Annotated in this window: 13 protein-coding genes; 4 read left to right on the forward strand and 9 right to left on the reverse strand. The window is 71.2% G+C overall.

Annotated elements, in window-relative coordinates:
- Positions 1 to 246: 246 nt before the first annotated feature.
- The gene (locus BJ992_RS30060; RefSeq protein ID WP_343072934.1) at positions 247 to 897 is read right to left on the reverse strand and encodes a helix-turn-helix domain-containing protein; all 651 of its coding nucleotides are present in this window, start codon (positions 895 to 897) and stop codon (positions 247 to 249) included.
- Positions 898 to 1,059: 162 nt separating this feature from the next.
- On the opposite strand from BJ992_RS30060, the gene BJ992_RS30065 reads away from it, so the two are divergent.
- The 4 genes from BJ992_RS30065 to BJ992_RS30080 all read left to right on the forward strand — a co-directional run bounded on the left by BJ992_RS30065 (position 1,060) and on the right by BJ992_RS30080 (position 6,036).
- Complete coding sequence (locus BJ992_RS30065) at positions 1,060 to 2,229, forward strand: homogentisate 1,2-dioxygenase domain-containing protein (RefSeq protein ID WP_184986714.1); 1,170 nt, start codon at positions 1,060 to 1,062, stop codon at positions 2,227 to 2,229.
- 851 nt (positions 2,230 to 3,080) lie between these two features.
- Complete coding sequence (fahA, locus tag BJ992_RS30070) at positions 3,081 to 4,280, forward strand: fumarylacetoacetase (protein WP_343072997.1); 1,200 nt, start codon at positions 3,081 to 3,083, stop codon at positions 4,278 to 4,280.
- A 230-nt stretch (positions 4,281 to 4,510) separates the two neighbouring features.
- Positions 4,511 to 4,960, forward strand: coding sequence for an NfeD family protein (locus tag BJ992_RS30075; RefSeq protein WP_184986716.1), 450 nt, complete (start codon positions 4,511 to 4,513; stop codon positions 4,958 to 4,960).
- Entirely contained in the window at positions 4,960 to 6,036 is a 1,077-nt protein-coding gene (locus BJ992_RS30080) for an SPFH domain-containing protein (protein WP_184986718.1), read from the forward strand. The genes BJ992_RS30075 and BJ992_RS30080 overlap by 1 nt, the downstream gene beginning before the upstream one ends.
- A 24-nt stretch (positions 6,037 to 6,060) precedes the next feature.
- Here BJ992_RS30080 and BJ992_RS30085 read toward each other — a convergent pair whose 3' ends face one another.
- The 8 genes from BJ992_RS30085 to BJ992_RS30120 form a co-directional block, all read right to left on the reverse strand.
- The gene (locus BJ992_RS30085) at positions 6,061 to 7,728 is read right to left on the reverse strand and encodes a GTPase (RefSeq protein WP_184986720.1); all 1,668 of its coding nucleotides are present in this window, start codon (positions 7,726 to 7,728) and stop codon (positions 6,061 to 6,063) included.
- Entirely contained in the window at positions 7,728 to 9,620 is a 1,893-nt protein-coding gene (locus BJ992_RS30090; RefSeq protein ID WP_246496825.1) for a GTPase family protein, read from the reverse strand. The genes BJ992_RS30085 and BJ992_RS30090 overlap by 1 nt, the downstream gene beginning before the upstream one ends.
- A gap of 113 nt (positions 9,621 to 9,733) precedes the next feature.
- Positions 9,734 to 10,204 (reverse strand): hypothetical protein, encoded by a 471-nt coding sequence (locus BJ992_RS30095; protein ID WP_184986722.1) that lies wholly within the window; start codon positions 10,202 to 10,204, stop codon positions 9,734 to 9,736.
- On the reverse strand, positions 10,194 to 10,475 hold the full coding sequence (locus BJ992_RS30100; RefSeq protein WP_184986724.1) for a hypothetical protein: 282 nt from the start codon (positions 10,473 to 10,475) through the stop codon (positions 10,194 to 10,196). The genes BJ992_RS30095 and BJ992_RS30100 overlap by 11 nt, the downstream gene beginning before the upstream one ends.
- Before the next feature lie 385 nt (positions 10,476 to 10,860).
- A complete protein-coding gene (locus tag BJ992_RS30105; protein WP_184986726.1) occupies positions 10,861 to 11,556 on the reverse strand; it encodes a response regulator transcription factor in 696 nt (231 codons plus the stop codon).
- 3 nt (positions 11,557 to 11,559) lie between these two features.
- Positions 11,560 to 12,174 (reverse strand): hypothetical protein, encoded by a 615-nt coding sequence (locus BJ992_RS30110; RefSeq protein WP_184986729.1) that lies wholly within the window; start codon positions 12,172 to 12,174, stop codon positions 11,560 to 11,562.
- Between the two features lie 14 nt (positions 12,175 to 12,188).
- Positions 12,189 to 13,454, reverse strand: coding sequence for an ABC transporter permease (locus BJ992_RS30115; protein ID WP_184986731.1), 1,266 nt, complete (start codon positions 13,452 to 13,454; stop codon positions 12,189 to 12,191).
- Positions 13,451 to 14,164, reverse strand: a complete 714-nt coding sequence (locus BJ992_RS30120) for an ABC transporter ATP-binding protein (protein ID WP_343072998.1) — start codon at positions 14,162 to 14,164, stop codon at positions 13,451 to 13,453. The genes BJ992_RS30115 and BJ992_RS30120 overlap by 4 nt, the downstream gene beginning before the upstream one ends.
- Between the last annotated feature and the right edge of the window lie 4 nt (positions 14,165 to 14,168).

Consider the following 14,168-nt stretch of genomic DNA (forward strand, 5'->3'; position numbering starts at 1 on the left):
AAGTGAGCCCCGAACCGTGCGTCAACGAGGCACACCACCACTCAGACACACCTGACATGAGCGCCACACCACCACACCGGCCACCATGAATCCCCGTGCACGTAGCGCGGTGACGCGACCCTTCATGCAGCACCGCCGCTCTCACGCCACTCGTCCGTGCACGCCGCACACAACCGGACCCGCACCACTCGACCGTGCACGCCGCGCGCAGCCGGTCCCGCACCACTCAACCGTGCACGGCGTCACTCAGACGAGCGCCGCGCCGATCTCCGCCGCCACAGCCACCACACGCGGACCGACAGCGGCGGCGTCGAGCGCGCCGAACGTCACGATCCCCACCGACGCCTCCAGCCACGGCACCCCGGTCAACGGAGCCGCGACCCCCCGGGCCCCTTCCTGAAGTTGTCCCTCCGTCACCGTGTACCCCCCGTCGTACGCCGCGTCCCGCGCCGCCAGGATCGCCACTCCTGCGGCTCCCCGCGACAACGAATGCCGGGCCCCTTCCCGATAGGCCACATGCATGTCCGTCCAACTCGGCTCGACGACGGCGATGGCGAGCCCTTCGTCCCCCTCCGCCACCGTCAGATGCGCCGTGGCCCCCGCCTCCTCGGCCAGCCGCCGCAACGCCGGCAACGCCGCCGCACGCAACAACGGCTGCACGGCCCGCGCCAGCGCCAACACCCCGAACCCGAGATGCACCCTCCCCTCGGCATCCCGCCGCGCGAACCCCTCGTTCTGCAAGGTGGTGAGCAGCCGATACACCACCGGCCGGCTCAACCCCAGCTCCAACGCCAACTCGGTAGGCGTACGAGCCCGATGACCATCGGCGAGCAGCCGCAACAACCGCAACCCCCGCTCCAACGTCTGCGCCGACTCCGGCCCCCCCTTGTGATCCACATATCCGATTATGCGCCGCCACCTGACCCCCACCACCCGCCGAACCCACGCTCAGCCGGCGGCCGAGGTCATGGCGGTGGCGAGGTTGACATCGTCTGATGGATGGCGGATCGTACGTATAGAGGACAACGTTGTCCGATATGCGTACGGAGGGAGTGGGCCGTGCCGTACTACCGCAGTGTGGGTGAGGTGCCTCGGAAGCGGCATGTGCAGTTCCGGAAGCCTGATGGGGGGCTGTACGCGGAGGAGTTGATGGGGGAGGAAGGGTTCTCCTCGGACTCCTCCTTGCTCTATCACCGGTATCTGCCTACGGCGATCGTGAAGGCGGAGGCGGTCACCGAAGGAGCTCGGGTGGGGCTGTCGGCGAACATGCCGCTTTCTCCTCGGCATTTCCGGACTTCGCGGCTTCCCGTCGGGGGGGACATGGTCACCTCGCGGCAGCCGCTGGCGGGGAACGGGGATGTCCGCATGTCGTACGTGGGGGCCGATCGAGCGAGTGAGCTTTATCGGGACTCCAAGGGGGACGAGTGTGTCTACATCGCGTCGGGGTCGGCGCGGCTGGAGTCCACTTACGGGGTGCTGGAGGTCGGTGAGGGGGACTATGTCGTCGTTCCCACCGGGACGATTCATCGGTGGGTGCCTCAGGGGGCGGTCACGGGGCTGGTGATCGAGGCTTCGGGGCACATCCGGCCGCCTCGGAGGTATCTGTCGCAGTACGGACAGTTCCTGGAGCATGCGCCGTACTGTGAGAGGGATCTGCGGGTGCCGTCGGAGCCGTGGCTGGTGGAGGACGGGGAGACGACGGTGCTGGTGCGGACCCGGGGTGGGTTGACCCGGCTGACCTACGCGCATCATCCGTTCGATGTGGTCGGGTGGGACGGGTGTCTGTATCCGTACGCCTTCAACATCTCCGACTTCGAGCCGATCGTTAAGCGGACGCATGCGCCGCCGCCGGTGCATCAGACGTTCGAGGGGCCGGGGTTCGTGATCTGCTCGTTCTGTCCTCGGCCGCTGGACTTCCATCCTGAGGCGGTGCCGATTCCGTACAACCACCACAACGTGGACTCCGACGAGTTCATGTTCTACGTGGGTGGGGACTACACGGCGCGTAAGGGGTCGGGGATCGACGTCGGGTCGGTGTCGTTGCATCCGGCGGGGTTCACGCACGGACCGCAGCCGGGGGCCGTCGAGGCGGCGGTGGCGGCGGTGGAGAAGGGGCACACGGTCACCAGTGAGCTGGCGGTGATGGTGGACACCTTCCGGCCGTTGGATCTCGGGGACGCGGCGCTGGCCTGCGAGGATCCGGACTATGCGTGGACGTGGGCCCGATGATCATGCCAGAGGCCGCGGGGTTCGGCGGGGTCGGTGGGGTCGGGCCGCTGCTGGAGTCGTTGGTGGACGACGCGGGGTTGTTCCCGCCGTCATTGCTGCCTATGTCGGCGGCGGTGCGGAGGCACGCCGAGGATGAGGACGGAGGGAGTCCGGTGCTGACGCATCGGTTCCTTTGTCCGGCGGGGAGACTGGACGAGTTGCGGGCCACGGCGATACGGCCGGTGCGGCTCGGGGTCATTCTGGACGCGCCGGAGCCGGTGCGGCTCGACGTGATCGCCGGGGAGCCGCTGATCGAGGTCGAGCTGATCGAGGTGCGGCTGCCTGCGGGGAGCAGTGTCGAGGATGTCGTGCGGCTGGTTCAGGTTCCTGAGGACGCGCGGTTGTTCGTGGAGGTGCCGGCCGGGGAGACGCATCATGTGCCGGCCGGTGTGGGGTTGAAGGTGCGTTGTGGTGGGGTGACGGCCGATCACACTCCTACGGCGCATGAGCTGGCGGGGTTCTTCGTCCACTGTGTGGAGAACGGCATTCCGTTCAAGGCGACCGCGGGGTTGCATCACGCCGTACGGCATCCCGATCCGTCGATCGGCGCCTATCGGCACGGGTTCCTCAATCTGCTGCTCGCGGTGTGCGCGGCCGTGGAAGGACGCGATCCGGTGCCGGTGCTGGAGAGCATGGACCGGCACGAGCTGGCGCGGCGGGCCGGCGCGGTGCCGGTGGAGACGGCACGGCGGGCCAGGGAGCTGTTCGTTTCGTACGGGTCGTGCAACACGCGCACGCCGGTCGCGGATCTGCGGACGCTGGGGCTGGTGGACGGTCACCGGGCCACGGCCACCGCGCGGCCGTCGTCGTGGGTGCCGGGGGCCGACTCTTCGGGGTACACCACGGCGAACCTGCCGTACGGGGTGTTCTCCTTGCCTGGGGAGCGGGCCCGGGTGGGGGTGCGGGTCGGTGACCAGGTGCTCGATCTGGCGCCGGTGCTGCATGACGAGGTGTTCGCGAGCGGCAGCCTCAACGCCTTCATCGCGCGGGGTCGTACGGCGTGGCACGACACGCGGCGGCGGGTGCAGCGGCTGCTGGACGCCGAGGCGCCGGAGGCGGCGGCCAACCGCGCGGCGCTCGAACCGCATCTGGTACCGCTTGAGCGAGTGCGCATGCATCTGCCGATAGAGGTCGGGGACTACGTCGATTTCTACTGTTCGCTGGAGCACGCCACCAATCTCGGCCGCATGTTCCGGCCGGACGAGAACCCGTTGAAGCCGAACTGGCGGCACCTGCCGGTGGGGTACCACGGCCGGTCGGGGACCGTCGTGGTGTCCGGCACGCCGGTGGTGCGGCCACGGGGTCAGCGACCGCCGGCGGCCGGTGGTGAGCGGCCGGTGTTCGGGCCGTCGGTGAAACTCGACATCGAGGCGGAGCTCGGGTTCGTCGTCGGCACTCCGACGGGGCTCGGGGAGCCGGCGGGGGACTTCGCCGAGCATGTGTTCGGGGTGGCGCTCGTCAACGACTGGAGTGCCAGGGACATCCAAGCGTGGGAGTACGTGCCGCTCGGGCCGTTCCTCGGCAAGTCGTTCGCCACGTCCATGTCGGCGTGGGTCACTCCGCTCGAGGCGCTCGCGCACGCGCGGCTGCCGGGCCGCGCGCAGGAGCCCGAGCCGCTTGACTACCTGCGGCGCAGGGAGCGGTGGGGGCTGGACATCGCCATGGAGGTGCTGCTGGACGGTGAGGTGGTGTCGCGGCCGCCGTACCGGGAGATGTACTGGACGCCTGACCAGATGCTGGCCCACATGACGGTGAACGGCGCGCGGCTGCGCACCGGTGACCTGTTCGCGAGCGGCACGGTGTCGGGGCCGGACGCGGGTCAGCGGGGGTCGTTCATCGAGATGACGTGGAACGGCGCCGAGCCGCTGAAGCTCGCCGACGGCCGCACGCGGACGTTCCTGGAGGACGGCGACACGGTGACCGTCACCGCGACCGCTCCGGGGCCGGACGGCACGCGCATCGCGCTCGGGGAGGTTTCCGGCACGGTCCAGCCGGCCCGTACAGGTCAGTGAGAGACGGTCCGGCCGGCCTGAACGGGTCCGTGAGAGACGGTCCGGCCGGGCTTTACAGGTCCGTGAGGAGCCGGTCCGTACGGGTCCGTGAGACAGTCCGGCAGGCCCGAACGGGTCCGGTGAGAAGCAGTGAGACGTTCGTCACCTCACGTCACTGACGCGGGGGTTCAGGTTGGTTCAGGGGAACCTTCGGAGCCTGTAACGCGTTCTTCTTTTTGAAGGAGGGCCGCATGGACTCGTGGATCTTCTGGTTGATCCTCTCCGCGGTGCTCGGGGTGGCGGAGATCTTCACCCTGACCGCGGCCCTCGGCCTGCTCGGTGCGGCGGCGCTGCTCACAGCGGTGGTCGCCGCGATCGGGTTGCCGGTCGGGGTGCAGCTCGCCGTTTTCATCGTGTCGTCGATCTCCAGCCTGGTGTTGCTGCGGCCCATCGCGCAGCGGTACCTCAAGCAGCCGCCGCCGCAGCGGTTCGGCATATCCGCGCTCGTCGGCAGGTCCGCGTTCGTCACCCGCGAGGTCACCGGCCATGACGGCCGGGTCCGCATCAACGGCGAGGAGTGGTCCGCGCGTTGCTACGACGAGACGCAGGTCATCCCGGCCGGCGCGACGGTGGACGTCATCGAGATCGAGGGTGCGACGGCCCTGGTCTATCCGCGCGAGCAGCTCAGGGGGAGTGAGTAATGGACACCGCAGCCATCGCCGGAATCGTGATCGCCATACTGGCGGTGATCATCGTTCTGCGGTCCGTGCGCATCGTGCCGCAGGCCCGTGCGGGGAACGTCGAACGGCTCGGCCGTTTCCACCGCACCCTCGGGCCCGGCCTGAACTTCGTGATCCCGTTCATCGACCGGGTACGTCCTCTCATCGACCTGCGTGAGCAGGTGGTGTCGTTCCAGCCGCAGCCGGTGATCACCGAGGACAACCTCGTGGTGGACATCGACACCGTGCTGTACTTCCAGGTCACCGACCCGCGCGCCGCGGCGTACGAGATCGCCAACTTCATCCAGGGTGTCGAGCAGCTCACCGTGACCACGCTGCGTAACGTGGTCGGCGGCATGGACCTGGAGAAGACGCTGACCTCGCGCGACACCATCAACAGCCAGTTGCGCGGCGTGCTGGACGAGGCGACCGGCAAGTGGGGCATCCGGGTCAACCGGGTCGAGATCAAGGCCATCGACCCGCCGCGGACCATCAAGGAGGCGATGGAGAAGCAGATGCGCGCCGAACGCGACAAGCGCGCCGCCATCCTCACCGCCGAAGGTTCACGGCAGTCGCAGATCCTCACCGCCGAAGGTGAGAAGCAGAGCTCCATCCTGCGCGCCGAAGGTGAGCGGACCGCCGCGATCCTGCGTGCCGAAGGTCAGTCGCAGGCCATCGACGAGGTCTTCCAGGCCGTGCACCGCAACGACCCCGACCCCAAGCTGCTCGCGTACCAGTACCTCCAGGTGCTTCCCGAGCTGGCCAAGGGTCAAGGCAACACCTTCTGGGTGATCCCGAGCGAGGTGACCTCGGCTCTCCAGGGTGTCTCCCGGGCCTTCACCGAGTCGCTGCCGCCGTCGGACGCCACCCGTGACACGGCGCCGCGCAAGGACAGGGCCCACTCGGAGGCGTCGTCCGCCGCGAAGGCCGCCGAGGAGGCCATCGCCGACGCCGAGGCCACTCCGCGCCAGCTCAGCGCGGGTGTCCCCGACCCGCTGGCCGGTCTGAGCTCCGTGCAGAACCCCGAACCCGCCGCCAAGCCCGACACCCGTCCCTGAGGACGCCTGGCACGGCCCGCCGGCTCAGCCGCGGGCCGTCGCGAGGAGAGTGTCGAAGCGGTGGGCCCGGGAGAGTTCTTCTTGGGCCGGGGTGAGGACCAGGTCGTGCGCCACCGCCTCGATGGCGGTGGTGAGCGCGCGGCGGGTCTTCCTCGCGCGGCGGCGAGCGCCGATGGCGGCGGCCACGCGGCACAGCAGTGCCACCAGCAGACCGGCCAAGGCGGCGCCGGCCAGGATGGTGGTGGGGAGGGGAAGGTCGCCGACCGTCGGGGTGGGGACCTCGGGGAGACGCAGGTAGTCGACGAAGAACAGGCCGGCGAGCCAGAGCGCGCCTGCCACCATGGCGGCGAACAGCAGCCACTGCAGGACGCCTGCGACGCGCCACCAGCGGGGACGGCGGCCGGCGCCGGCCGTGGTGGTGGCGACGGCGCGGTCCAGGCGGTCGGCCAGCTCGTCCGCGTGGGACCGCGCCGAGTGCCGTACGGCGGTGGCCCAGGGTTCGGCGAGGCCGGCCGAGGCGGCGGCTCCGGTGTCCCTGATCGCCAGGTCCATGCGGGAACGCTGGACGATGTCGGCGCGCGGGATCGAGGTGAGCGCGGGGGTCTGTCCCGTGGGGCCGCCGAGGCGCAGCCGCCGCAGCGGGTCGGGACGCAGGCGCCGGACCCACCGGGTCACCGGCCAGCCGGTCGCCGTCACCGCGCGATGCCGGTGCGCCTTCGCCACCGCCGCGACCACCACCGGCACCCCGGCCGCCTCGGCCAGCGCCGCCGTCAGCGGACGCACCTGGCCGGTCAGCTCCTTGGAAAGCTCGCCGGCGTCCTTCACACGCGGGCCGTCCGGCAGCGCCAGGACCTCTCGCGCCTCCGGGGACGTGGTGTCCGCGCCGCCGGCGTTCGCGAGGACGTCCGCGGCGGCACCGACGTCGGCGGCCAGCCGGGCCGACCAGGAGCGGCGGTCGGCCACGCGTTTGGCTAGGGTCGTGCGGAGTTCGTCCACACCGGCGCGGGTGGTGACGGAGGTGGCGAGCACCGGGACACGGGACAGGCCGTCCTCCTCCAGCAGGCGGCGCAGGTCGGACAGGCAGCGGTCGGCGGCGGCGGGGGAAAGCCGGTCCGCCTGGTTCAGGACGATCACCATGACGTCCTGGTGGCGTGACAGCCGCCGCAGGTAACGCTCGTGGACGGCGGCGTCGGCGTACTTCTGCGGGTCGAGGACCCACACGAGCAGGTCGACCACCGCGACCAGCCGGTCCACCTCCAGGCGGTGCGCGAGCTCGATGGAGTCGTGGTCAGGCAGGTCGAGCAGCACCAGGCCGGACAGCGCGTCGGGGCCCGACTCGACCTCGTGCCTGCGGGGGACCTCCAGCCAGTCGAGCAGACCGGCCGACCCCTCGGGGTCCCACATGGCGGCCTGCGCCGTGGACGTCGTCGGACGGGTCACGCCGACCGGGGACAGCGACGTGCCGGACAGCGCGTTGAACAGCGACGACTTGCCGCTGCCTGTGGCCCCCGCGAGCGCCACCACCGTGTGGTCCACCGACAACCCGCGCCGCACCCCGGCCCGGTCCACCACGGCCCGCGCTCGCGCCACCGCCGCCGGATCCAGCCGCCCCTCGGCGAGCTCCACGGCCTCGGCCAACGCCTCCAGCCGATCGTCCAGTGACACGGCCCGTGGCCGCCGCATCGTCCTCATCACCGGTCCATCGGCTTGGAGTCGGCGGGAGAACCCGCCGGTTTCGCGTCGGCCGGAGCGTCCGCAGGTCCGGGGCCGATCTGCCTGCCGGCCGGCGTCGAACCGGTGTCCACCGGCTTGGCATCGGCCGGAGCGTCCACCGGCGCCGGCGGTGCGGCTCCGTTCACCTCGTCGCGCCGGTTCCGTACGGCCAGAGCCGCCTCTCTCAGGCCGGCCGCGGTGTCGGCAGGCGGCTCCACGCCGGTGAGCAGGTCGGTGAAGCGTGCGGACTCCTCCTCGAACAGCACACCGACGCGGTGCCGCAGGTCCTCACGTGCGGCCTGGGTCAGGGAGCGTACGGCCTGGTCGCCGAAGATGGCTTCGAGGAGTTTCTGGCTGAGGACGCTGGTGCCGCCGGCGATGCCGACCTCGATGCCGGTGAGACCGCCGGTGGAGGCGAACACGGCCAGCATCAGCAGCAGGCCGGCGCCGTTCACGCCGAACGACGCGACCCTGGCCGTGGTGCGCCGTTCAGCGCCTTCCTTGGCGACCAGCTCCAGGACGTACCCCTGCCAGCCACGGATCGCCGCCTCAGCGCGCGCCGCCAGTGTGGACGAGGCACGGCCGAGCCGTCCGGCCGTCACCACCCCGGCCTTCTCCAGGACGTCACGGCCGGCCGGCATGCCGGACCACGCCTCCAGCACGCGCTCGGCCGCGCCGTCCGCCGCGGAGCGGATCAAAGCCTCCACGCTGGACTCCAGCGCCGCGCGGAGCCTGGTGTCGGAGGCGGGACGGCCGGTGAAGACCGACACGAGCCGTTCACGCAACCGGCCGACCCGCGACTCCAGCGACCGCATGAAGTCGCCGGTGCCGATGAAGTCCTGCCACCGGGTCAGCACCTCGCCGCGGAGCAGAGAGCCGTCCCTGATGCCGTCGTCGAACACGGCCATCGCCGACCCGTACGCCGAGTCGACCGACCGGCGCAGGTCCGCGAGGCCCGCTCGCTGCCGCTCCACCTGGTCGGCGAGCGCGGGGACCCGGACCGCGAGGCTGTCCAGCGCACCCGCGAGGGTGCGGCGGACGACCTCGGCGCGGGCCTGAGCGTCGGCGGCGAGGCTCGACAGCCAGTCGCGGATGGCGCGGACCGCCTCACCCGGCAGGCGCGCGTTGTCGTGCGGCAGAGCCACCTCGGGTACGGGGAACAGCGGCGTCCCCGCGAGGCCGTTCTCGTCGAGGAGGCGCTGCAGATGGGCCGTCACCGGGCCTCTGGCCTCCGGCGGCACCCGGTCGAGCACGACGGCGAGGGCCGTGCTGCGTTCCCTGGCGACGCGCAGGAAACCCCAGGGGACCTCGTCGGCGTAGCGGGCCGCCGTCGTGACGAACAGCCACAGGTCGGCGGCGGCGAGGAGCTGCGCCGCGACCTCGCGGTTGGCGGTGACCACCGAGTCGATGTCCGGAGCGTCCAGCAGGGCCAGGCCCGGTGGAAGCGTGTCGGTGGTGACGACACGCAGCGTGCCGGGTTCGCCGCGTCCGCCGCCGGTGCGCCTGGCGAGCCCCGGCAGGACGTTCGGCCGACCGAACCACGCCTCGTCCGCCGGGTTGGCCACCAGGGTCGGGGCCAGCGTCGTCGGCCGCAGCACCCCCGGCTCGGTGATGTCGGCCTGGGCCAGCGAGTTGACCAGAGTGGACTTGCCGGCCCCCGTGGATCCGCCGACCACGGCGAGCAGCGGCGCGTCCATGGCCGCGACCCGCGGCAGCAGATAGTCGTCGAGCTGGCCCCTGAGCTCCCTCAGGTCACGGCGATGCGCCTCGACGTCGCCGATCGCGAGGGGGAACAGATCGTGATCGAGCCGGCGTCGCAGGGTTTCGAGTGCCGCGTGCAGCCCGTTGTGCCCCACCATACGAACGGTCATGCCCCACCCGCCGCGAGCTATCCGCCGGTCATCTGATCGGCGCCGTTCCCCCAGGTGAACGACCCCTACCGATCACTATGCCACCTGAACGAGGCACACAGGCGGCACACCGGTCACGCGGCGGCGGCGCTCGCGGGGCTCGGCGTGGCGCCGGGAACGCCGGGTGCGGAGGTGGGGCCGGGGCCGCCTGGAGTGGTGCCGGGGTCCGCAGGAGTTCCGGGGCCGCCTGGTGTCGTGCCGGGTGCGCCGGGGGCCGGGGTGGCGCCGGGGCCACCTGGCCTGGTGCCGGGTGCGCCGGGTCCACGACGGCCGTCGTGCCAGTGCTTTCCTGGTCCTCCGTGGCCCGGACCGGGGGCCGGCAGGAGGGTGCGGCACTTCTTCAGTGCCTCGGCCGCCTTGGGGTCGTCACGTTTGTGGTGGTCGCGGAGGTTCTCACCGGTGATCTCGGCGCCGTTGTCCTTCATGCAGGCGCGGAACGCCTTGAAGGCTTCGGCGTCCATGCGGCCGTGCGACCACGGTCCCCGCGCGGGTTCCGGCAGCAGCGAACGGCACGCCTCCAGCGCCTCGCGCAGCTCAGGGCTCATGGGGCCGAAGCCGCCTCTTCTGCCTTCCCTGTGCGGCGGGCCACCAGGGGCCGAGGACGGCGGACCGCTCGGCCGTGCCGTCGGAGCGGCACCCGGAGTGTCCGGCGGCGCGGCACTCGGCGGACCCGAAGGGGTGGTGCTCGGCGGTGCGGCGCTCGGCGGAGCTGACGGCGCGGCGCTTGGCGGTACGGCGCTCGGCGCGCTCGGCCGTGCCGTCGGGGGGCCGTCCCGGTGGCCGGGTGGGAGGGTGACGCCGTGTTCGCGCATGCACTCGGCGAAGGCGGCGCGTCCGTCACCGGACGCGGACGGAGACGAGGACGGTGACGGTGACGGAGGAGCACCGGCGGCACCGTTCGCGACTCCGGCACAACCGGAGGCGAGCAGGACGGCCGATGCCGCGGCGGCGGCACCCAGCGCACGCGAGTTGATCATGATGTCGGCTCCTCAAGACATCCGGGGATTCCGGCACGCTCCATCAAACCTCACCAATCTCCGTGGAACATTCGGCGAACCTGAGCGTCCGCTGTCAACTTTCCGCAGGTGGAAGGCCATGTCAGCCGGCACATGGGGTCGTGGTGAGCGTGATGCGGTCGTCGTGGGGTCGACGGAGTCCCAAGGGGTCCGGCAGGGCCGTCCACAGGCTGTGGACAATCAGCTCATGGAAGGCGTGCGGGTGCGCGGAGCACGTAGCCGACTCCTCTGAGGGTGTGGATGAGGCGGGGGTCCACTGTGTCGATCTTGCGGCGGAGATAGGAGACGTACGACTCGACGACGTTGTGATCGCCGCCGAAGTCGTAGTTCCACACGTGGTCGAGGATCTGTGTCTTGGACAGCACACGGCCCGCGTTGACCATGAAGTAGCGCAGCAGCTTGTACTCGGTGGGGGACAGCTTCACCCGCTGTCCCGCGCGCCACACCTGGTGGCCTTCCTCGTCCATCTCCAGGTCGGCGACCTGGAGGCGAGTCGGCAGATCGAGGTCGGCGCGGGTGCGGCGCAGGACGGCGCGGATGCGGGCCAGCAGTTCCTCCAGGCTGAACGGCTTGGTGACGTAGTCGTCGCCGAGACCAAGACCGGTGATCTTGTGTTCGGTGGAGTCGCGTGCGGTGAGGAACAGCACGGGGACGCGCCGGCCCGACGCGGCGAGCCGGTTCGCCACCGTGAAGCCGTCCATGTCCGGCAGCATGACGTCCAGCAGCACGAGATCGGGCCGCACCCGCTCGGCGAGCTGCACCGCCTCCCGGCCGTCCGAGGCGGTCACCACGTCGAAGCCGGCGTACTTGAGGGACGCCGACAGCAGCTCACGGATGTTCGGCTCGTCGTCCACGACGAGCAGCCGCGCCTCTCCGGTCATCGCTCACCCACCGTTCCGGGGGCCACGGCCGCCGAGGCCACCCTGGTCGACCGTGGTGGCGGCCACCGTGCCGTCCTGGCCCCGCTTTCCCTGTACGACGACGGCGCTGCCGGGCTTGATGTCCTTGACCGCTCCTTCCTCGGTGATCCGCACCTTGGTGTCGCCTGTGGTGGCGACGACCACCGTCTCGCCGGCCATGGTCCGCAGGTAGATCTTCCGGCCGTCCACGAGCTGCACCGTGCCGAACGTCACCTCACCGGCCTGCTGACCCGGGGCCGCACCGCGCCGGCCGAATCCCCCGGCCCCCTGGCCCTGCGTGCCGGCCCCCGAGCCCCCGGCCTCCTGACCCTGTGTGCCGGCCCCGAGAGGCCCGCCGCTCGCGCCGCCGGCGAGCAGTGCCTGCGCCGCCGCCGCGCGACCGCCGCCGAACGTCTTCTGCGCCTGGATGCCGATCATCATGCCGGCCACCAGCAGCACACCGGCGCCGAGGACCATCGTCAGCCTCGGCGTGCGCGCCGCCTGCGGCCGTGGCGTCAGCTCGGCCGCCAGGTCGCCGCCGAACGGCGAGTCACCCAGGCCGCCGTCAGGCTCAGACGCCTTACGCCTGCTCAGACCCATACCCACTCCTGTCGTCACTCGTGCCGCAGCGCCTCGATGGGACGCAGCTTCGCGGCACGGTTGGCCGGATAACTGCCGAAGAACAACCCGATGGCGACCGACACCCCGAGGGCCAGCACGATCGAACCGGGGACGATGACCGGCTTGAATCCCGCGACGGTGAACGACGCGCCGACCACCGCGATGATCACGCCGAGGATCCCGCCGACGAGGCTGAGCATCGTCGCCTCGGCGAGGAACTGGCCGAGGATCGCGCCACGAGGCGCGCCGATGGCCTTGCGGATGCCGATCTCCCTGGTCCGCTCGGTCACCGTCACCAGCATGATGTTGGTGATGCCGATGCCGCCGACCAGCAGGCTGATCGCCGCCACCGCGCCGAGCAGAACGGTGAACGTGCCGGTCGCGGTGGCCACCGTCTCCTGCAGCGCCGCCTGGTTGAGTATGCGGTAGTCCGCGGCGGCGGTGCCGGTGATGCCGTGCCGCTCGTCCAGCACCGAGGTGATCTCGGCCTGCGCCGCGTCGACCGAGGCGGCGTCCTTGGCCTGCACGATGATCTGTCCGAGCGGTCCGAAACCGGTCAGGCTCTGCTGCACGGCCTGCAGCGGTGCGACGGCGACGTCGTCGGCGTCCTGGAAACCGGACGAGCCTGACTCCTTGAGCACGCCGAGCACGGTGAACGGCACACCGCCGACAGCGATCTTCTTGCCGACCGGGTCCACCGCGCCGAACAGTTCCTCCGCCACGGTGTGGCCGATCACGACGACCTTGCGCGCGTTCAGCACGTCATCCTCGAAGAAGTACGACCCCGTGGCGACCGGCTTGTTCGACGCCTCGAAGTAGCTCGGGTACGTGCCGACGAACTGGCTCACGGTGTGGCTCGCACCCTCGTAGGTGAGGGTCTGCGCCGCCGCGGCGACCACCGGCGAGACGCTCTTCACCGACGGTGCGGCGGCGGTGTCGGCCAGGGCCTTGGCGTCGTCGAGACTCAGGTCCTTGGCCTGCGTGCGGGGGCCGGTGCCTTGCTGCTCCTGTGCCGCACCGGCGAAGACACCTCCACCGCCGCCTCTGCCGTTGCCGGACAGGGACTGCGTCACGGTCAGGGTGTTGGAGCCGAGGCGCTGGATGTTCTCCTGGATGGCGCGCGAGGTGCCTTCGCCGACCGCGACCAGCAGGATGACCGCGGCGACACCGATGAGGATGCCGAGTGTGGTGAGCGCGCTGCGCAGCTTGTTGGCGGTCAGGCCGCGCACGGCGAACCGCATGACCTCCAGCGCGTTCACCGCGCCGCTCCGGGGACGCCGGTCCGGCGGCGGTCCTCGACGACCTCGCCGTCGACGAGGCGGATGACGCGTCCGGCGTGCGCGGCCACGTCGTCCTCGTGGGTGATGAGCACGATGGTGCGGCCACCTGCGCTCAGGTCGTCCAGGATGCGCAGCACGTCGGCGGTCGAGTGGGTGTCGAGGTTGCCGGTCGGTTCGTCGGCCAGCAGCAGCGCCGGCGCGGTGACCAGGGCCCTGGCGATGGCGACCCGCTGCTGCTGGCCGCCGGACAGCTCGTTCGGCTCGTGGTGCACCCGGTCGGACAGCCCCACCTGGCCGAGCGCGGCGAGAGCCCGGCGGCGGCGCACCGCGGCCCCCACCCCGCCGTACGCCAGCGGCAGCTCGACGTTCGCCAGCGCGCTCATCCTCGGGATCAGGTTGAACGACTGGAACACGAAGCCGATCTTGCGGTTGCGCAGGATGGCGAGCTGACGCTCGTCCAGCGCGCCGACGTCGGTGCCGTCGATCCGGTAGCCGCCGCCGGTGGGGACGTCCAGGCAGCCGAGGATGTTCATCAGGGTCGACTTGCCTGAGCCGGACGCACCCATGATGGCCACGTAGTCGCCTCGCCGCACCGTCAGGGACACGCCGCGCAAGGCGCGCACAGCCGTGTCACCGGTGCCGTACGTCTTGGTGACGGCCCGCACGTCGAGCACCGGCGCGTCGGTCACGGCG

Source organism: Sphaerisporangium rubeum, from assembly GCF_014207705.1.
GTDB lineage: Bacteria > Actinomycetota > Actinomycetes > Streptosporangiales > Streptosporangiaceae > Sphaerisporangium > Sphaerisporangium rubeum.